The sequence below is a fragment of the Serratia sp. Je.1.23.a genome (assembly GCF_051129805.1).
GTDB classification, from domain to species: domain Bacteria; phylum Pseudomonadota; class Gammaproteobacteria; order Enterobacterales; family Enterobacteriaceae; genus Serratia; species Serratia liquefaciens.
On sequence record NZ_JBCPSR010000008.1, the window covers coordinates 1 to 16,340 of the forward strand.

Below are 16,340 nucleotides of genomic sequence, written 5' to 3' on the forward strand. Positions count from 1 at the left end.
GGTGGCGTATAATACGCTTTCCTCTTTCAGAGTCAACCCCTAAATTTCAGGATTTTTTCTCTTCGAACCCCGGATACTCTGTGAAGTTGTTCACATGTTCCGTGTCGATGGAGGCGCATTATAGGGATCCGAGTTTTTTGCACAACCCCTTTTTTGATCTTTTCTTTTCGTTTGCGCACTTTTCAGCCCTTTCGGGCGGATCTTGCGCGATCAGCGCCATTTTCCTTAGGATCCGTAGCTTCAGTTGGTTGTAATTCCACCGCCAACGTCTAGTATTGCCGGTAAATATGATCCCGACGTGAGGCTATTACCATGTCCGATGCAGTGCGTTCTTATCTTCATTACTCTCCAAAACTGGGTCAACGCGTAATGATCGACCCTTCCAGCGTGGTGATCGGCAACGTTGAGCTGGCCGATGACGTCAGTATCTGGCCGCTGGTTGCCATCCGTGGCGATGTCAACGCGGTAAAGATCGGTCCGCGCAGTAATATTCAGGATGGCAGCGTGCTGCACGTGACTCATAAGTCCGAACATAACCCAGAAGGTTACCCGCTGTTGATCGGGGAAGACGTGACCGTAGGCCACAAAGCCATGCTGCACGGCTGCGCCATAGGCAACCGGGTATTGGTAGGGATGGGATCGATCCTGCTGGATGGTGCAGTAATAGAAGATGATGTGATGATTGGCGCCGGCAGCCTGGTGGCTCCGGGTAAACGTCTGGCGAGCGGTTATCTTTATATGGGAAGTCCGGCACGTCAGATTAGGCCATTGACTGCAGCTGAGTTGGAAGGGCTACTCTACTCTTCTACTAACTATGTACGTTGGAAAGACGAATATTTGTCTGAAGACATCTGACAAGCGCCCGTTCCCTGGCAAGAGAACGGGCACAAGGTTATGCCGCCAACTCGTGGCGCAGTTGGCGCAGTACTGGTTCTATCTCCGGCATCACGCCGTGCCACAGCAGGAACGCATGCGCGGCCTGCCCCACCAGCATCCCTAATCCGTCAGCATATTCTGTAGCACCCTGTTGCTGTGCCCAGGTCAGAAACGGCGTTAACCCCTGCTGATAAAACATGTCATAACAGCGCGTGTTGCCAGTGATAGTGCCAACTGGCAATGCCGGGATCTCGCCGCTGATCCCGGACGCCGTAGCGTTGATCACTAAATCAAACTGTTGTTGATCGAGTTGATCCAGAGGCAAGGCGGTGATTTCACCGAGATGCTGAAAACTTTCTGCCAGCATTTGCGCACGACTGAAAGTGCGGTTGGTGATCGTCATCTCACAACCAAAAGACAACAGCGGCAAGATCACACCCCGTGCTGCGCCCCCCGCCCCCACCAGCAAAATGCGATCCTTTGGTTTGATCAGCCCCTGGCGTTCCAGATCGGTCAGCAGGCCGATCCCGTCCGTATTGTCACCCAGCAACCCACCGTCCGGCAGCACCTTGAGCGTATTGACCGCTCCGGCCAACGAGGCACGCTCGCTCAATTCAGACGCAGCCTCGTAGGCATGCTCTTTAAAAGGTACTGTGACGTTCGCCCCCTGACCACCAGCGTGAATGAACGCTTGCAGCGCCGTTTCGAAACCGTCCAGCGGTGCCAACACCGTACCATAGGGATGTTCTATGCCAGTTTGAGCGGCAAACAACGCATGAATGCGCGGTGATTTACTGTGGCTGATAGGATTACCGAATACCGCAAACTTCTCCATTCACATTACCTCTAGCCTTGACGGATCTGTTCGCCGGTCAGGGCATCTCTGATTTCTGAAGGATTAAGGCGGCCACCAACGCTGCCGGCTAACACCGGGAAAGCGACGCCAAACTGCTTCTGCACTTCTTCGGCGCTACGGCAAGGCTCTTGCCCGCTGAGGTTAGCGCTGGTCGAGACCAGCGGTTTCCCGAATCCTCGGCAAAGCTGTTGAACCAGTGGATGATCGCTGACACGTACAGCCAGAGAGTTGAAACGGCCGGTCAACAAGCGCGACGTTTCCGGACGAGCAGGTATCACCCAGGTGACCGGACCAGGCCAACTGGCAAAAATGGCAGCCCGCTGCCGCTCGCTGAGTGCACTGTCATCTATATAAGGTGCTAACTGCGTATAATCGGCAGCGATCAGGATCAGTCCCTTTTCCCAAGGCCGCTGTTTGAGGGCCAGCAATGCATTTACCGCTTGTTCACTGTCAGGATCGCACCCTAAGCCAAATACGGCTTCTGTAGGGTAAGCGATAACCTGCTGAAGATGCAGCGCGTCAATAATGGGTGTAAAGAGAGGAGTGGTGTCTGAGTTCATGGCGTCATTATTCTGTGGTTGCTACGGGTTTTCCGCAAAGCTTACTGGCACAGCAAAGGACTGGGCCTTTTGCCGAACGCTTTTCCATCAGCAGCGGGTAGTGGCAGTACTCGCACTCACCGGCGACGGGTTTAAAATTGAGGACAAACTGACATTCAGGGTAGCGATCGCAGGCGTGGAAAACCTTACCATAGCGTGATTTACGCTGCAGCAGTTTGCCCTGACCACACTGCGGGCAGCTGATGCTGGTTTCGTCCGGTTTATCGATGACTTCGGTGTGATCGCACTCCGGATAGTTGCTGCAACCGATAAACATACCGTAACGGCCCTGGCGCAATGCCAGCGTCGCCTGGCATTTGGGGCATTCCTGCCCGTCCAACATCTTGACGATGTGCCCATCGGCCTGCGCTTTTAGCGGTCGAATATGTTGGCACTCAGGATAACGGGAACAGCCGAGAAAAGGGCCGTGGCGACCACTGCGGATCACCAATTCGGCCCCACATTCCGGACAGGGTTCATTTTGCCTGGCGGCAAAAATCGCGGCTTTTGTCATAACTTCTTCTATAGATGTTATCGGCTCAGTGCAGATAACCTTCGTTTACTTCAAACAACAGTTCTTCCATTTGCTGATAGGCGCTTTCATACCCAGGGATATTAAACAGCACCATCAGCACTACCCATTTCAGATCTTCGAGATCGAATTCCGTATTATCCAAAGCCATAACACGATCGATAACCATTTCACGGGTTTCGAGGTTCAATACCTGAATCTGCTCCAGGAACAGGAGGAAACCACGGCAACTGGCATCCAAACGCACGCCTTCTTCTTCGGTGTAAATCCGCATGGCCAGCGGATCGGCATCCATAAAATACGGCGCATTTTCGCCTTCCTGCAGGTCAGCGAGTTTTTCAAGCCAATTCAACGCGTTGTAGATATCATCCCGATCAAACCCCGCCTGAGCGAGATCATCAGTCAGTTGATCCTGATCGACGCGCATCTCTGGTTCATTGTGGATATAAGTTTCAAACAAGTACATCAGTACGTCGAACATGGCCTGCCCTCCTTATTCGGACATAGCCGCCGGGTACAGCTGCGATCCACCCTGCTAACTCCAGATCGAGTAATTTGATTACTACCTCTGGCACAGGTTGGCCGGCACGTTCAGCGACGACGTCAACAGGTGTCACCTCATCTCCTACGTTAGCCAACACATCGGCAAATGGCAATTCAACTTCGGCTTCTGACGCACAAATAGTTGTATTTTCGTTCAACGACAGCCAATGCAGGCCGCTTCCCAGCTGTTCCGCGATCTCTTTCGGCCCGGTTACCAGGTAAGCACCCTGTTGGATCAGCCAGTGTGTTCCCTCACTCATTGGGTTACCCAGCGCACCGGGTAAAGCGAAAACCTCACGCCCCTGATCAAGCGCACAGCGGGCAGTAATCAGCGTTCCGCTGCGCAGAGAAGCTTCAACTACCACCACGCCCAGACTTAACCCACTGATGATGCGGTTACGGCGTGGAAAATGGTCCGGCATCGGCAAATCGGTGACCAAATATTCTGAGAGCAAAGCCCCGCCACTATCAGCGATCTCTTCGGCCAGACGGCGATGTCGGCGCGGATAGATATTGGCCAGCCCACTGCCCAGAACGGCCACCGTCTGTCCTCCCGCCGCAAGTGCTGCGCGATGGCAGACGCTATCAATGCCAAGAGCCAACCCGCTGGTGATGGTAAACCCACAGTGAACCAGACCGGTGGTAAAGTAATTGCCCCAGTGCTCACCATAGTGGCTAAACTGGCGGCTGCCGACCATAGCGATTTGCGGCTGCTGCACCGCTTCCGGGTTGCCTTTGACCAGCAGCAGCAAGGGGGCATCGTCGATATGAAGCAACCGCTCTGGATAGCCACACTCACCATAGATCCACAGAAAATGGTCGGGCTGTTCCAGCCAGGCAAGCGTGGCAGCCAGATAACGCGGATCCGCCTGGCGAAACTGCGCCTGTTGTCGGGCATTCAGCCCCAGTTCATGCAGCAAGCGGGAAGGTTCTCCACCGGCCCAGACCAACTGCCGTATTATCAGGCTGGCCTGCGCTGTGCCAAGCCCAGTGACTCCGCGCATCCGTAAGCCGATTTCCTGTGCCTGCATCGCCTGTTCCCTCGCAAAAAATGGTGGTATTACCAATTCGAGCAATTGGTGCGCAATGCTGTCAATCAGGCCGGGAAATGTCTAGAATAGAAGCTAAACCTCGTTTATCACTCGGATACAGATCTCAAGATATATGTCAGTATTGCAGGTATTACATTACCCAGACGACCGGCTGCGCAAAGTTGCGGCCCCGGTAAAAGAAGTCAATGCGAATATCCAGCGCATCGTGGATGATATGTTTGAAACCATGTACGCAGAGGAAGGCATTGGCCTGGCTGCGACACAGGTGGATATCCATCAGCGCATTATCGTCATTGACGTTTCTGAAAACCGCGATCAGCGCCTGGTGCTGATCAACCCGGAGCTGCTGGAAAAAAGCGGCGAAACCGGGATCGAGGAAGGTTGCCTTTCCATTCCTGAGCAGCGTGCGTTAGTTCCGCGCGCCGCTAACGTGAAAATCAGAGCGCTGGATCGCGACGGCAAGCCTTTTGAGCTGGAAGCCGACGATCTGCTGGCCATCTGTATTCAGCACGAGATGGATCACCTGGTTGGCAAACTGTTCGTCGATTACCTGTCGCCACTCAAGCGCCAGCGTATCCGCCAGAAACTGGAAAAACTGGCCAAGTTTAACGCGCGCGCCTAACCGATCAGGAAATCAACGTGTCTGACTCTTTACGGATTATTTTCGCCGGAACTCCAGACTTCGCAGCGCGTCACCTTGACGCGCTGTTGTCATCTGGGCACCAGATTGTCGGGGTTTTCACTCAGCCTGACCGCCCTGCCGGCCGCGGTAACAAGCTGACGCCAAGCCCGGTCAAGGTTTTGGCCGAGCAGCATCAGTTACCGGTATTTCAGCCAAAATCATTGCGCCCGGAAGAAAACCAGCACCTGGTGGCCGATCTCAACGCCGATGTGATGGTCGTCGTGGCTTATGGGCTGATCTTGCCGAAAGCGGTGCTGGATATGCCGCGACTTGGCTGCATCAACGTCCACGGTTCCCTGCTGCCACGCTGGCGTGGCGCCGCGCCGATCCAGCGTTCACTCTGGGCCGGCGATAACGAAACTGGCGTCACCATCATGCAAATGGACGTAGGTCTTGACACCGGCGATATGATGTACAAAATCGCCTGCCCGATTGAAGCCGATGACACCAGTGCCAGTCTGTATGACAAACTGGCGCAGCTCGGCCCGCAGGGCATGTTGACCACGCTGCAGCAAATGGCTGAAGGTTCTGCCAAACGTGAAGTGCAGGATGAGTCGCTGGTCACCTACGCCGAGAAGCTGAGCAAAGAAGAAGCTCGCCTCGACTGGAGCTTGTCAGCCGTGCAGCTAGAACGCTGCATCCGCGCCTTTAATCCGTGGCCAGTCAGCTATTTCACCATTGACGATCAGCCGGTAAAAGTGTGGCAAGCCACGGTGTTGGAACAAAATGCCAATGCGGAACCCGGCACCATCGTTCATGCCGACAAACACGGCATTCAGGTTGCTACCGCCGAGGGTATCCTTAACCTGACTCAGTTGCAGCCAGCGGGCAAAAAACCCATGTCGGCACAGGATCTGCTGAACTCACGTCGTGAATGGTTTACACCGGGTAACCGGTTATAAGCCGCCCTCACTGCCCGGCCGATAATCGCCGGGCTGTTTCTTTCTTAATGCCGATCGCTACCCGCTTTAGCCTATGAAAAACAACTACAATCTCCGAAGCATCGCAGCCAAAGCCATCGGCCAGGTGCTGGATCAGGGCCAATCTCTCAGTACTGTCTTGCCGCCACTGCAAAAATCCATTTCTGACAAAGACCGCGCTCTGCTGCAGGAGTTATGCTTCGGCACCCTGCGCGTGCTGCCACAGTTGGAATGGTGTATTCAGCAATTGATGGCCAAGCCAATGACCGGCAAACAGCGCACGCTGCACTATCTGCTGATGGTCGGCCTCTACCAACTGCTGTATACCCGCATCCCAGCTCATGCAGTGCTGGCGGAAACGGTAGAAGGCGCCGTCGCGCTGAAACGGCCGCAGCTTAAAGGGCTAATCAACGGTGTATTGCGCCAGTTCCAACGACAGCAGGAAGAGTTGCTGCAACGCGCCGCCAATAATGACAGCCGCTATCTGCATCCAAGCTGGCTTTTGAAACGTATCCAGCAAGCCTACCCCGCGCAGTGGGAACAAATCGTCGATGCCAATAATCAGAAACCACCGATGTGGCTGCGTGTCAGCCGACTTCATCACACCCGTGAAGATTATTTGCAGCTGATGGCGCAGGCGGGTATTGCAGCCGAACCCCATACCGAATATCGCGATGCAATACGCCTGCTGGCGCCATGCGCCGTTACCGACCTGCCGGGATTTGCCGACGGCTGGGTTACCGTGCAGGATGCTTCCGCTCAGGGTTGTGTCGATCTGCTGGATCCGCAAGACGGAGAACAGATCCTCGATCTGTGTGCCGCTCCCGGCGGCAAAACCACGCATATTCTGGAAGCTGCGCCCAAAGCTCATGTCATGGCGGTCGATATCGATGAGCAACGCCTGAGTCGAGTCAAAGAAAACCTGCAACGCCTGCGTTTACACGCCGAGGTCAAGCAAGGCGATGGACGTACACCGCAAGACTGGTGTGGTGATAAGCAATTCGATCGCATTTTGCTGGATGCACCGTGCTCTGCCACGGGTGTGATCCGCCGTCATCCGGATATCAAATGGTTGCGTCGCGATAGTGACATCGCTGAACTAGCTACGCTGCAGGCCGAGATTATCGAAGCCATTTGGCCACATCTCAAAAAGGGCGGTGTGATGGTATACGCTACCTGCTCAATTTTGCCGGCAGAGAACGCGGAGCAGATTACCGCTTTCCTCCAGCGCCATCCCGAAGCCCGTCTGGTTGAAACCGGCGATGAACAGCAGCCTGGCCGACAGAATCTTCCCCATCCGGAGGATGGAGATGGCTTCTTTTACGCTAAGCTGATTAAAATGTAGCTATTCAGTATTCAGGGCGCGGCTGTTGCGCCCTTTCAGAAAACCTTCAGCGGTTTCAGTGTGAAGCAGAGAAGCGAATGAAAATAATTATTCTTGGTGCCGGTCAGGTTGGTGGAACACTGGCGGAAAACCTGGTAGGCGAAAACAACGACATTACCGTCGTGGATACCGACTCTGGCCGTCTGCGTCAGCTGCAGGATAAGTTCGACCTGCGGGTTGTTCAGGGCTACGGTTCCCATCCACGCGTACTGCGAGAAGCAGGCGCAGAAGATGCCGACATGCTGGTTGCGGTCACTAACTCTGACGAAACCAACATGATTGCCTGTCAGATTGCCTATTCGCTGTTTAATACGCCGAACCGAATCGCCCGTATCCGCGCGCCTGAATATATCCGTGAATCAGAGAAACTGTTTCAACCTGAAGCGGTGCCCATTGACCATTTGATCTCGCCTGAACAACTGGTTATCGATTACATCTATAAATTAATTGAATACCCTGGAGCATTACAGGTGGTGAACTTTGCAGAAGGCAAAGTCAGCATCGCTGCAGTAAAAGCCTATTACGGCGGCCCGTTGGTGGGTAATGCCCTGTCTTCTATGCGTGAGCATATGCCGCATATCGATACCCGCGTTGCCGCTATATTCCGTCAGGATCGGCCGATCCGCCCACAGGGCTCTACAATTATCGAAGCCGGAGACGAAGTGTTCTTTGTTGCGGCTTCACAGCATATCCGCGCGGTAATGAGTGAGCTACAACGGCTGGAAAAACCTTATAAACGCATCATGATTGTCGGCGGCGGTAACGTTGGTGCTGGCCTGGCGCAGCGCTTGGAGAAATCCTACAACGTGAAGCTGATCGAACGTAATCAGCAACGCGCCACGGAGCTGGCCGAACAGCTGCATGACACCATCGTGTTCTATGGCGATGCCTCTGACCAGGAGTTATTGGCAGAAGAACATGTTGATCAGGTAGATGTTTTTATCGCTATCACCAATGATGACGAAGCCAACATCATGTCTGCCATGCTCGCCAAACGTATGGGTGCCAAAAAGGTGATGGTGTTAATTCAGCGTCGTGCCTACGTTGACCTGGTGCAGGGCAGCGTCATCGACATTGCCATTTCCCCTCAGCAAGCCACGATCTCAGCGTTGCTGGGCCACGTACGTAAAGCAGATATCGTCAGTGTTTCATCGCTACGGCGCGGCGTGGCAGAGGCCATTGAAGCTATTGCACACGGTGACGAGAGCACCTCAAAAGTAGTTGGGCGTATCGTTGAAGATATTAAATTACCGCCGGGCACGACCATTGGCGCCATTGTCCGCGGTGATGACGTAATTATCGCCAACGGCAGCAGCAAAATCGAACAGGGCGATCACGTCATTATGTTTATTACCGATAAAAAGTTCGTTCCTGACGTTGAACGTTTGTTCCAACCAAGTCCGTTCTTCCTGTAGAACGAATTAATTGTCCCATGGTCTATAATCAGGTTGATATTCGTTGCCGTGGGTAAGAAGAGATAAAAACTTTTCTCTGCTTATTGTGGCAAAGGGAAATTGCTTTGTTAAACTTGAGTTATTAATTCTGCAAGGGGTGCGTTCTATGAGTATGATGAAAGAGTTTCGTGAGTTTGCCATGCGTGGCAACGTGGTTGATTTGGCAGTCGGTGTGATTATCGGTGCAGCATTCGGCAAGATCGTATCGTCTTTCGTTGCAGATATCATCATGCCACCGCTGGGTTTACTGATCGGCGGCGTTGACTTCAAACAGTTCCACCTGGTGTTACGCGAAGCTCAGGGCGCGGTGCCTGCAGTAGTGATGAACTACGGTTCATTCATTCAAACCGTTTTTGATTTTGTTATTGTTGCCTTTGCTATTTTCCTGGCAATTAAGTTAATGAACAAAGTACGTCGCAAACAGGAAGAAGCGCCAGCCGCACCACCTGTGCCAACTGCAGAAGAGAAGCTTCTGACTGAAATTCGCGATTTGCTCAGTCATCAGCAGCAACCAAAACTGTAAATCAGTTAATCCTACGCTAATAAAAAGCCATCTAAATCAGATGGCTTTTTTAATGCCTTAAAACCAGAAGGCCAGTGGTAAATTATCATTTGATAGTTTGCCACTGGCCTCCCAATTACCGCCTTTTGCGTGTTTGTCTTTACGCCGGTAGCTGCCTTTCCCTTTGGTATTTTTCTCTACCCGTTGGCGAAATAGTGGATCATGCAACAGTGCCTCAATGGCATTGTCCTGGATCTTACCTTTAGTATGTCGGTATTGAGTCATGGTAATTCACCTTATTTGACTATGGTTATAAAACGAGAAGATAATACTGCCAGCAGTATAAAAATTAAAGGGCCGGCAAGCCTGTCAGGCACCCTTTTTCACTTTTTCATCGCTGGCGCCCTGTTCCAGCGCTTCCAGAATCGAGCAATAATTGCTGGTATGTGCGCTTCCGCAGCAGGCATCACTAAGGCGCTTTAGCGACTCACGCATCCGAGTTAATTCCTTAAGCTTGTTCTCGACTTCGCTCAGACGCGCATCGACGATCGACTTCGATTCCTGGCAGGTATGATGCTCAGGATCGACACGGATCGACAGCAGTTCAGCAATGGTTTCCAGCGTAAAACCGAGCTGCTTGGCATAACGGATAAAGCGCAACCGCTGCAGGTCTTGATCGCTGTACAAGCGATAGCCGCCTTCGGTACGAATGTTATGATCCATCATTCCCTGCTTCTCGTAATAACGCACGGTATCCGGCGTCACATCGGCAAGTTTTGCCAGTTGCCCTATCTTAAACATCACTCTTCCTCCGGCGAAAATTTGCTGCTCAATGCTCTCTGATATTCACCGTGTAAAAAATCTGTGCTCATTCCAGCCTGACGAAGACGATGTTCCAACAGGGCCATTCGCTTGCCAAGTTCGGCATAGTCTGGATGTTCGCTATCAATTCCCTGTAGCAAACGGGCAATGTTCAAAGCCTCTTTACGATCTTCGAGCTCAGCAGGTAGATAGCCAGCATTTTTTAGCAGGCGAAACCCAGTACGCAATTCAGCGGGCACGGCACTGTCATCATCCAACTCTAGTGGCTGCCCCTGGCCGGGTAAGTTATCTAACTCACCTTTCGCCTGCGCATCAAGAATATGGCGCTCCGCCCACTGATCAAGTAGCCACATAACATACTCTCTCAACTGACTAATGAATAGCGTTAGCATAGCGGATAGGGAGGGGGATCTTAAGCCTGGCGGGGAAAGAACGCACGTTTGGCTGATTATGGACGTAAAAAAACCGGGCAAGCCCGGTTTTTTTACGCGTCTACAGATTACTCTGCAGTTGCTACTTCTGCTTGAGACTCAGCACGATCAACCAGCTCGATGTATGCCATCGGCGCGTTGTCGCCTGCGCGGAAGCCACACTTCAGAATGCGAGTGTAACCACCGGCACGGCTCGCGAAACGCGGGCCCAGCTCGTTAAACAGTTTTGCCACGATCTCGTTATCACGAGTACGGGCGAATGCCAGACGACGATTAGCTACGCTGTCGGTCTTGGCAAGAGTAATCAGCGGCTCAACAACGCGACGCAGCTCTTTCGCTTTTGGCAAGGTCGTCTTGATGATCTCATGACGAACCAAAGAGCCGGCCATGTTACGGAACATAGCCTGGCGATGGCTGCTGTTACGGTTCAGTTGACGACCACTCTTACGATGGCGCATGACCTTATCCTTCTCAGTAAAACCTTAACCTGTGATCCGGTTACTCGTCAGCAATGCTTGCCGGTGGCCAATTTTCCAGGCGCATGCCCAGAGAAAGTCCACGGGAGGCCAGCACGTCTTTAATCTCAGTAAGAGATTTTTTACCCAGGTTCGGCGTTTTCAGCAACTCAACCTCGGTACGCTGTACCAGATCACCGATGTAGTGGATAGCTTCTGCCTTAAGGCAGTTAGCAGAGCGGACAGTCAATTCCAGATCGTCAACAGGGCGCAGCAGGATCGGATCGAACTCTGGTTTTTCTTCTTTAACTTCCGGTTGACGTACATCACGCAAGTCAACGAAGGCTTCAAGTTGTTCGGCCAGGATGGTTGCCGCACGGCGGATCGCCTCTTCAGGATCGATCGTGCCATTGGTTTCCATTTCGATTACCAGCTTGTCCAGGTCAGTACGCTGTTCTACACGCGCTGCTTCAACATTGTAGGCAATACGCTCTACAGGGCTATAGCATGCGTCAACCAACAGACGACCGATCGGGCGCTCATCTTCTTCCGAATGAATTCGGGCAGAAGCCGGCACATAACCACGACCACGTTGAACTTTGATACGCATGCTGATAGCAGCGTTTTCATCGGTCAGGTGGCAGATCACGTGCTGAGGCTTGACGATTTCGACATCACCATCATGGGTAATGTCGGCAGCGGTCACAGGGCCAATGCCAGATTTATTCAGGGTAAGAATAACTTCATCTTTGCCTTGAACTCTCACCGCCAGCCCTTTCAGGTTGAGCAGGATCTCCAGGATATCTTCCTGTACGCCTTCTTTGGTGCTGTACTCGTGCAGTACACCATCAATCTCAACCTCGGTCACCGCGCAACCCGGCATAGATGAAAGCAGAATACGGCGCAGTGCGTTGCCAAGAGTATGGCCAAAGCCACGCTCTAAAGGCTCAAGGGTCACCTTGGCGTGCGTCGAACTGACTTGCTCGATATCTACCAGGCGCGGTTTTAGAAACTCTGTCACAGAACCCTGCATTGTGTCCTCTCTTTGGTACTAAGCCTTACTTGGAGTAAAGCTCGACGATCAGGTGTTCGTTAATGTCCGCAGACAGATCGGTACGTTCAGGCATACGCTTGAACACGCCTTCCATCTTAGCAGCATCAACTTCAAGCCAAGTCGGCTTTTCACGCTGCTCAGCCAGCTCCAGAGAAGCTTTAACACGAGATTGCTTTTTAGCTTTCTCGCGGATGCTGACTACGTCATTCGGAGATACCTGATAAGAAGCGATGTTAACAACGCGACCATTTACCATAATTGCTTTGTGGCTAACCAACTGACGTGACTCTGCACGAGTAGCGCCGAAGCCCATACGGTAAACAACGTTGTCCAGACGACCTTCCAGCAGTTGCAACAGGTTTGCACCGGTGTTGCCCTTCAGGCGTGCTGCTTCTTTGTAATAGTTACGGAATTGACGCTCCAGAACACCGTACATACGGCGAACTTTTTGCTTCTCACGTAACTGTACACCATAGTCAGACAGACGCGGTTTACGCGCACCGTGTTGACCAGGCGGTTGCTCAATTTTACACTTGGTATCGATCGCGCGAACGCCAGACTTCAGGAACAAGTCTGTGCCCTCACGGCGGCTAAGCTTGAGCTTAGGACCCAAATATCTTGCCATTTTCTTTCTCCAACTAACCTAAAAGCAGCGTTATACGCGACGCTTTTTCGGCGGACGACAACCGTTGTGAGGGATAGGAGTCACATCAGTAATGTTAGTGATGCGGAAACCTGCGGCGTTCAGTGCACGAATAGTTGATTCGCGACCCGGACCCGGTCCCTTAACCATAACTTCCAGGTTCTTGATACCGTATTCTTTTACTGCGTCAGCACAACGCTCGGCTGCAACCTGAGCTGCAAACGGAGTTGACTTACGAGAACCACGGAAACCAGAACCACCGGCAGTTGCCCAACCCAATGCGTTACCCTGACGATCGGTAATAGTCACAATGGTGTTGTTGAAAGAAGCATGGACATGAGCCACGCCGTCAGAGACTTGCTTTCTTACACGCTTACGTGTACGAACAGGTGCCTTTGCCATTATTCAATCACCCTGATTATTTCTTGATCGGTTTACGCGGACCCTTACGGGTACGTGCGTTGGTCTTCGTACGCTGACCGCGAACTGGCAGACCACGACGATGACGCAAACCACGGTATGTACCAAGATCCATCAGACGCTTGATGCTCAGGGTAACTTCACGACGCAAATCACCTTCTACAGTGAATTTGGCGACTGCTTCACGCAGCTGTTCAATTTGCTCTTCAGACAGCTCACTGATCTTAACATGTTCAGCAATACCCGTAGCTGCACAGATAGACTGTGAGCGGGTTTTACCGATTCCGAAGATCGACGTTAAGGCGATTACGGTATGTTTATGATCAGGAATGTTAATGCCTGCTATACGGGCCACTATGCACTCCTACTATTTTATACGGCAACACCATTCTGAAAAGCCCGTTTTCAGGATACTCAAATAATGTTGCAGCTACATACAAAAGATTGGCTGGCTAATCTAGCCAGCTCAACCCAACTTTGCAAGAAAAATATGCGAGATAATCAGCCTTGACGCTGTTTATGCTTCGGCTCGGCGCTGCAAATCACACGAACGACACCGTTACGCTTAACGATTTTGCAGTTACGACATAATTTCTTGACGGAAGCACGAACTTTCATTTTTACTCTCCGTAACTTCTCAAACGCACCTGATTAGCGGTTATAGCCTTTCAGGTTTGCTTTCTTCAATGCAGACTCGTACTGACTTGACATCATCAGAGTTTGCACTTGAGCCATAAAGTCCATGATGACGACAACCACGATCAGTAGCGAGGTACCACCAAAGTAGAATGGTACTTTCATTGCATCACGCATGAACTCCGGGATCAGGCAGATGAAAGTAATGTACATCGCGCCCACCAGGGTTAAACGCGTCATTACTTTATCGATGTACTTCGCCGTTTGCTCTCCCGGACGAATTCCTGGTACGAAGGCACCGGACTTCTTCAGGTTATCTGCTGTCTCACGCGGGTTGAAAACCAACGCCGTGTAAAAGAAACAGAAGAAGATGATTGCAGACGCATAGAGTAACACATAAAGCGGTTGCCCTGGCTGCAAATACAGCGAAATCGTTGTCAGCCAGTTCCAACCGGTACCGCCCCCAAACCATGATGCAATCGTGGCTGGGAACAGAATAATGCTGGAAGCGAAGATTGCCGGGATTACCCCTGCCATGTTCACTTTCAACGGTAAGTGTGTGCTCTGTGCTGCATAAACACGACGACCTTGTTGACGCTTCGCATAGTTAACGACGATACGACGTTGACCACGTTCTATGAAAACAACGAAGAAGGTTACTGCAAACACTAATACTGCAACCAACAGCAACAGGAGGAAGTGCAGGTCGCCTTGCCGGGCTTGCTCAATAGTATGGGCCACTGCCGGCGGAAGTCCCGCTACAATACCTGCGAAGATAATGATCGAAATACCGTTGCCGATACCGCGCTCAGTAATCTGTTCGCCCAGCCACATCAGGAACATTGTCCCGGTAACCAGACTCACTACAGCAGTAAAGTAGAATGCAAAGCCTGGGTTTAACACCAGACCCTGCATACCAGGCATATTCGGCAGACCGGTAGCAATACCGATCGACTGGAATATGGCCAACACCAGCGTACCGTAGCGGGTGTACTGGCTAATCTTGCGACGGCCAGCCTCCCCTTCTTTCTTGATTTCTGCTAACGCTGGATGAACCACCGTTAACAGCTGGATAATGATCGATGCCGAAATATACGGCATGATCCCCAGAGCAAAGATAGAAGCACGGCTGAGGGCACCACCAGAGAACATGTTAAACATTTCAATGATAGTGCCTCTCTGCTGCTCAAGCAATTTGGCAAGCACAGTGGCATCGATACCAGGAATCGGAATAAAAGAGCCGATACGGAAGACAATCAGCGCGCCGATGACAAACAAAAGTCTGCGCTTCAGCTCGCCGAGCCCGCCTTTAGCACTTTGAAAATCTAATCCTGGTTGCTTAGCCATCTGCTACTTATTCCTCAATTTTACCGCCAGCAGCTTCGATAGCAGCACGAGCGCCTTTGGTGACACGCAGACCACGCAGGGTAACCGGACGAGCGATTTCGCCAGAAAGCATAACTTTCGCGAATTCGATCTGGGTACCAACAACGTTAGCGGCTTTCAGCGTGTTCAGGTCGATTACGTCGCCTTCAACAAGAGCCAGTTCAGACAGACGAACTTCTGCCGTGATCATAGCTTTGCGCGAGGTGAAGCCGAATTTCGGCAAACGACGATATAAAGGCATCTGACCACCTTCAAAACCACGACGTACGCCACCGCCAGAACGTGAGTTCTGACCTTTGTGACCACGACCAGCGGTTTTACCCAGGCCAGAACCAATACCACGACCTACACGCTTCGGCGCATGCTTGGCACCTTCAGCCGGAGACAGAGTATTTAAACGCATCTGTTACTCCTCAACTTTAACCATGTAGGAAACCAGGTTGATCATACCGCGTACAGCAGGAGTATCCTCGCGCTCTACGGTGTGACCAATACGACGCAGACCCAGACCGAGCAGTGTAGCTTTATGCTTCGGCAGACGGCCAATGGAGCTGCGAACTTGTGTTACTTTGATAGTCTTAGCCATGGTCAATTACCCCAGAATGTCTGCAACGGATTTACCACGCTTGGCAGCGACCATTTCAGGGGACTTCATATTTGCCAAAGCATCAATAGTTGCACGAACCACGTTGATCGGGTTGGTGGAACCATAAGCTTTAGCCAATACGTTGTGCACCCCAGCGACTTCCAGGACGGCGCGCATTGCACCACCGGCAATAATACCGGTACCTTCGGAAGCCGGCTGCATGAACACACGGGAACCCGTATGAGCACCTTTAACAGGGTGCTGCAGGGTGCCGCTGTTCAGCGCGACATTCATCATGTTGCGACGGGCTTTTTCCATCGCTTTCTGGATCGCTGCCGGAACTTCGCGTGCTTTGCCGTAGCCAAAACCAACGCGACCGTTACCATCACCAACTACTGTCAGTGCGGTAAAGCTGAAAATACGGCCACCTTTTACGGTTTTAGATACGCGGTTTACCGCGATCAGCTTTTCCTGCAGTTCGCCAGCTTGTTTTTCGATGTGAGCCAT

General features: G+C 52.0%; 24 protein-coding genes. 6 read left to right on the plus strand and 18 right to left on the minus strand.

Annotated features, from left to right (window positions below):
• Positions 1-312 precede the first annotated feature (312 nt).
• Positions 313-855, plus strand: coding sequence for a gamma carbonic anhydrase family protein (locus AAZT04_RS22030; protein ID WP_020837217.1), 543 nt, complete (start codon positions 313-315; stop codon positions 853-855).
• Positions 856-892: 37 nt separating this feature from the next.
• On the opposite strand, the gene aroE is transcribed toward AAZT04_RS22030, so the two are convergent.
• Genes aroE through dprA form a run of 5 tightly spaced genes read right to left on the minus strand, consistent with a single transcriptional unit; the run spans position 893 to position 4,437 of the window.
• A complete protein-coding gene (gene aroE / locus AAZT04_RS22035; RefSeq protein ID WP_129983964.1) occupies positions 893-1,711 on the minus strand; it encodes a shikimate dehydrogenase in 819 nt (272 codons plus the stop codon).
• Between the two features lie 11 nt (positions 1,712-1,722).
• On the minus strand, positions 1,723-2,292 hold the full coding sequence (gene tsaC, locus AAZT04_RS22040; protein WP_020837219.1) for an L-threonylcarbamoyladenylate synthase type 1 TsaC: 570 nt from the start codon (positions 2,290-2,292) through the stop codon (positions 1,723-1,725).
• A 7-nt stretch (positions 2,293-2,299) separates the two neighbouring features.
• Positions 2,300-2,845, minus strand: coding sequence for a DNA topoisomerase family protein (locus AAZT04_RS22045; RefSeq protein ID WP_020837220.1), 546 nt, complete (start codon positions 2,843-2,845; stop codon positions 2,300-2,302).
• A gap of 25 nt (positions 2,846-2,870) precedes the next feature.
• Entirely contained in the window at positions 2,871-3,344 is a 474-nt protein-coding gene (gene smg / locus AAZT04_RS22050) for a DUF494 family protein Smg (protein WP_046372501.1), read from the minus strand.
• Positions 3,316-4,437: a DNA-protecting protein DprA gene (gene dprA, locus AAZT04_RS22055; RefSeq protein WP_262259642.1), complete on the minus strand. Its 1,122-nt coding sequence runs from the start codon at positions 4,435-4,437 to the stop codon at positions 3,316-3,318. Before dprA ends, smg begins: the two co-directional genes overlap by 29 nt.
• 133 nt (positions 4,438-4,570) lie before the next feature.
• Here dprA and def point away from each other — a divergent pair, with 133 nt between their 5' ends.
• The 5 genes from def to mscL all read left to right on the plus strand — a co-directional run bounded on the left by def (position 4,571) and on the right by mscL (position 9,421).
• A complete protein-coding gene (def, locus tag AAZT04_RS22060; RefSeq protein WP_020837223.1) occupies positions 4,571-5,080 on the plus strand; it encodes a peptide deformylase in 510 nt (169 codons plus the stop codon).
• A 17-nt stretch (positions 5,081-5,097) separates the two neighbouring features.
• Complete coding sequence (fmt, locus tag AAZT04_RS22065; RefSeq protein ID WP_048761140.1) at positions 5,098-6,042, plus strand: methionyl-tRNA formyltransferase; 945 nt, start codon at positions 5,098-5,100, stop codon at positions 6,040-6,042.
• A 73-nt stretch (positions 6,043-6,115) separates the two neighbouring features.
• On the plus strand, positions 6,116-7,405 hold the full coding sequence (gene rsmB, locus AAZT04_RS22070) for a 16S rRNA (cytosine(967)-C(5))-methyltransferase RsmB (protein WP_020837225.1): 1,290 nt from the start codon (positions 6,116-6,118) through the stop codon (positions 7,403-7,405).
• 77 nt (positions 7,406-7,482) lie between these two features.
• On the plus strand, positions 7,483-8,859 hold the full coding sequence (gene trkA, locus AAZT04_RS22075; RefSeq protein ID WP_020837226.1) for a Trk system potassium transporter TrkA: 1,377 nt from the start codon (positions 7,483-7,485) through the stop codon (positions 8,857-8,859).
• 145 nt (positions 8,860-9,004) lie between these two features.
• Positions 9,005-9,421, plus strand: a complete 417-nt coding sequence (gene mscL / locus AAZT04_RS22080) for a large-conductance mechanosensitive channel protein MscL (RefSeq protein WP_020837227.1) — start codon at positions 9,005-9,007, stop codon at positions 9,419-9,421.
• A 57-nt stretch (positions 9,422-9,478) separates the two neighbouring features.
• Here mscL and AAZT04_RS22085 read toward each other — a convergent pair whose 3' ends face one another.
• The 13 genes from AAZT04_RS22085 to rpsE form a co-directional block, all read right to left on the minus strand.
• The gene (locus tag AAZT04_RS22085; protein ID WP_020837228.1) at positions 9,479-9,685 is read right to left on the minus strand and encodes an alternative ribosome-rescue factor A; all 207 of its coding nucleotides are present in this window, start codon (positions 9,683-9,685) and stop codon (positions 9,479-9,481) included.
• A gap of 84 nt (positions 9,686-9,769) precedes the next feature.
• The gene (gene zntR, locus AAZT04_RS22090; RefSeq protein WP_020837229.1) at positions 9,770-10,201 is read right to left on the minus strand and encodes a Zn(2+)-responsive transcriptional regulator; all 432 of its coding nucleotides are present in this window, start codon (positions 10,199-10,201) and stop codon (positions 9,770-9,772) included.
• The gene (locus AAZT04_RS22095) at positions 10,201-10,575 is read right to left on the minus strand and encodes a DUF1992 domain-containing protein (RefSeq protein WP_041415730.1); all 375 of its coding nucleotides are present in this window, start codon (positions 10,573-10,575) and stop codon (positions 10,201-10,203) included. The genes zntR and AAZT04_RS22095 overlap by 1 nt, the downstream gene beginning before the upstream one ends.
• A 146-nt stretch (positions 10,576-10,721) precedes the next feature.
• Complete coding sequence (gene rplQ / locus AAZT04_RS22100) at positions 10,722-11,111, minus strand: 50S ribosomal protein L17 (RefSeq protein WP_004929726.1); 390 nt, start codon at positions 11,109-11,111, stop codon at positions 10,722-10,724.
• A 40-nt stretch (positions 11,112-11,151) separates the two neighbouring features.
• Positions 11,152-12,141, minus strand: a complete 990-nt coding sequence (locus AAZT04_RS22105; RefSeq protein ID WP_002919219.1) for a DNA-directed RNA polymerase subunit alpha — start codon at positions 12,139-12,141, stop codon at positions 11,152-11,154.
• Between the two features lie 25 nt (positions 12,142-12,166).
• Positions 12,167-12,787, minus strand: a complete 621-nt coding sequence (gene rpsD, locus AAZT04_RS22110; RefSeq protein WP_004951125.1) for a 30S ribosomal protein S4 — start codon at positions 12,785-12,787, stop codon at positions 12,167-12,169.
• 30 nt (positions 12,788-12,817) lie between these two features.
• Positions 12,818-13,207: a 30S ribosomal protein S11 gene (gene rpsK / locus AAZT04_RS22115; RefSeq protein WP_004951128.1), complete on the minus strand. Its 390-nt coding sequence runs from the start codon at positions 13,205-13,207 to the stop codon at positions 12,818-12,820.
• A 16-nt stretch (positions 13,208-13,223) separates the two neighbouring features.
• Positions 13,224-13,580 (minus strand): 30S ribosomal protein S13, encoded by a 357-nt coding sequence (rpsM, locus tag AAZT04_RS22120; RefSeq protein WP_020837231.1) that lies wholly within the window; start codon positions 13,578-13,580, stop codon positions 13,224-13,226.
• 146 nt (positions 13,581-13,726) lie between these two features.
• Positions 13,727-13,843, minus strand: coding sequence for a 50S ribosomal protein L36 (rpmJ, locus tag AAZT04_RS22125; protein WP_002227352.1), 117 nt, complete (start codon positions 13,841-13,843; stop codon positions 13,727-13,729).
• Positions 13,844-13,876: 33 nt separating this feature from the next.
• A complete protein-coding gene (gene secY, locus AAZT04_RS22130) occupies positions 13,877-15,208 on the minus strand; it encodes a preprotein translocase subunit SecY (protein WP_004929740.1) in 1,332 nt (443 codons plus the stop codon).
• A gap of 7 nt (positions 15,209-15,215) precedes the next feature.
• Entirely contained in the window at positions 15,216-15,650 is a 435-nt protein-coding gene (gene rplO / locus AAZT04_RS22135; RefSeq protein WP_020837232.1) for a 50S ribosomal protein L15, read from the minus strand.
• Positions 15,651-15,653: 3 nt separating this feature from the next.
• A complete protein-coding gene (gene rpmD / locus AAZT04_RS22140) occupies positions 15,654-15,833 on the minus strand; it encodes a 50S ribosomal protein L30 (RefSeq protein ID WP_004956161.1) in 180 nt (59 codons plus the stop codon).
• 6 nt (positions 15,834-15,839) lie between these two features.
• The gene (rpsE, locus tag AAZT04_RS22145) at positions 15,840-16,340 is read right to left on the minus strand and encodes a 30S ribosomal protein S5 (RefSeq protein ID WP_004956164.1); all 501 of its coding nucleotides are present in this window, start codon (positions 16,338-16,340) and stop codon (positions 15,840-15,842) included.

Excerpts from the sequence above, each read along its gene's own strand:
- AAZT04_RS22030 (WP_020837217.1), top strand. The coding sequence starts at position 313 with ATGTCCGATGCAGTGCGTTCTTATCTTCATTACTCTCCAAAACTGGGT.
- rpsD (WP_004951125.1), bottom strand. The coding sequence starts at position 12,787 with ATGGCAAGATATTTGGGTCCTAAGCTCAAGCTTAGCCGCCGTGAGGGC.
- dprA (WP_262259642.1), bottom strand. The coding sequence starts at position 4,437 with ATGCAGGCACAGGAAATCGGCTTACGGATGCGCGGAGTCACTGGGCTT.
- trkA (WP_020837226.1), top strand. The coding sequence starts at position 7,483 with ATGAAAATAATTATTCTTGGTGCCGGTCAGGTTGGTGGAACACTGGCG.
- smg (WP_046372501.1), bottom strand. The coding sequence starts at position 3,344 with ATGTTCGACGTACTGATGTACTTGTTTGAAACTTATATCCACAATGAA.
- aroE (WP_129983964.1), bottom strand. The coding sequence starts at position 1,711 with ATGGAGAAGTTTGCGGTATTCGGTAATCCTATCAGCCACAGTAAATCA.
- AAZT04_RS22095 (WP_041415730.1), bottom strand. The coding sequence starts at position 10,575 with ATGTGGCTACTTGATCAGTGGGCGGAGCGCCATATTCTTGATGCGCAG.
- rplO (WP_020837232.1), bottom strand. The coding sequence starts at position 15,650 with ATGCGTTTAAATACTCTGTCTCCGGCTGAAGGTGCCAAGCATGCGCCG.
- rpmJ (WP_002227352.1), bottom strand. The coding sequence starts at position 13,843 with ATGAAAGTTCGTGCTTCCGTCAAGAAATTATGTCGTAACTGCAAAATC.
- tsaC (WP_020837219.1), bottom strand. The coding sequence starts at position 2,292 with ATGAACTCAGACACCACTCCTCTCTTTACACCCATTATTGACGCGCTG.
- rplQ (WP_004929726.1), bottom strand. The coding sequence starts at position 11,111 with ATGCGCCATCGTAAGAGTGGTCGTCAACTGAACCGTAACAGCAGCCAT.
- rpsE (WP_004956164.1), bottom strand. The coding sequence starts at position 16,340 with ATGGCTCACATCGAAAAACAAGCTGGCGAACTGCAGGAAAAGCTGATC.
- rpsK (WP_004951128.1), bottom strand. The coding sequence starts at position 13,207 with ATGGCAAAGGCACCTGTTCGTACACGTAAGCGTGTAAGAAAGCAAGTC.
- AAZT04_RS22045 (WP_020837220.1), bottom strand. The coding sequence starts at position 2,845 with ATGACAAAAGCCGCGATTTTTGCCGCCAGGCAAAATGAACCCTGTCCG.
- rsmB (WP_020837225.1), top strand. The coding sequence starts at position 6,116 with ATGAAAAACAACTACAATCTCCGAAGCATCGCAGCCAAAGCCATCGGC.
- zntR (WP_020837229.1), bottom strand. The coding sequence starts at position 10,201 with ATGTTTAAGATAGGGCAACTGGCAAAACTTGCCGATGTGACGCCGGAT.
- AAZT04_RS22105 (WP_002919219.1), bottom strand. The coding sequence starts at position 12,141 with ATGCAGGGTTCTGTGACAGAGTTTCTAAAACCGCGCCTGGTAGATATC.
- def (WP_020837223.1), top strand. The coding sequence starts at position 4,571 with ATGTCAGTATTGCAGGTATTACATTACCCAGACGACCGGCTGCGCAAA.
- AAZT04_RS22085 (WP_020837228.1), bottom strand. The coding sequence starts at position 9,685 with ATGACTCAATACCGACATACTAAAGGTAAGATCCAGGACAATGCCATT.
- mscL (WP_020837227.1), top strand. The coding sequence starts at position 9,005 with ATGAGTATGATGAAAGAGTTTCGTGAGTTTGCCATGCGTGGCAACGTG.
- rpmD (WP_004956161.1), bottom strand. The coding sequence starts at position 15,833 with ATGGCTAAGACTATCAAAGTAACACAAGTTCGCAGCTCCATTGGCCGT.
- secY (WP_004929740.1), bottom strand. The coding sequence starts at position 15,208 with ATGGCTAAGCAACCAGGATTAGATTTTCAAAGTGCTAAAGGCGGGCTC.